General features: G+C 56.4%; 1 protein-coding gene. It reads right to left on the bottom strand.

The window, feature by feature from the left end:
- Window positions 1-706, bottom strand: a 706-nt coding sequence (locus HMPREF2635_RS13460) for a putative Ig domain-containing protein (protein WP_246824879.1), incomplete at both ends; no start/stop codon positions are given.

A 706-nucleotide genomic window follows, 5' to 3' on the forward strand; every position in this document is an offset into this window, starting at 1 on the left:
GCCGTCACCATCGGTATCCGGGTTCAACGGATCAAGACCGGCTTCCTTCTCATCATCATTAGAAACACCATCGCCGTCAGCGTCCGGGTCCTCTTCATTGATGATGCCGTCGCCGTCCTTGTCACCCTTCGGACCATCCTCATCATCACGGTCAATGATGTCCGGGATGCCATCACCATCCTTATCGGTGATCTTGTCCTCATTCGGGTTGGACTCGTCCTTGTTCGGCTTGCCGTCACCGTCGGTGTCCTCGTCACCATCGTTGACGCCGTCGCCATCGGTATCCGGGTTGTACGGGTCAGTGCCAGCAGCCTTCTCATCAGAGTTGTTGACACCATCACCATCAATGTCGGGATCCTGAGAATCAGGGATACCGTCACCATCAGTGTCCGGATCCTCGATCATCCGCTCGGTTACCGTGAGCTTGAACTCATCCGAGGCATTCTTTCCATCCTTGGTCGCCTTGACCTTGATGTCATAGGACTTCAGCTCAGCATCTGCCGGCACCTCGCCCTCGATCGCGTTGGTATCCGGGTTGTACTTCAGGAACTCAGGCAGACCATCAACGGCTACCTCCGCACCATCAGTTGCCTTTACCGGGATGGAAACCTTTTCACCACGGGGAACCTTCATGTCCGGGATAGCATCCACGGACACATCGGCCTCGGGAGCATCCGGCTGCTCAACCGTGACAGTCACCGTGGCA

It is taken from the genome of Corynebacterium sp. HMSC035E02, assembly GCF_001836065.1.
GTDB lineage: Bacteria > Actinomycetota > Actinomycetes > Mycobacteriales > Mycobacteriaceae > Corynebacterium > Corynebacterium hiratae.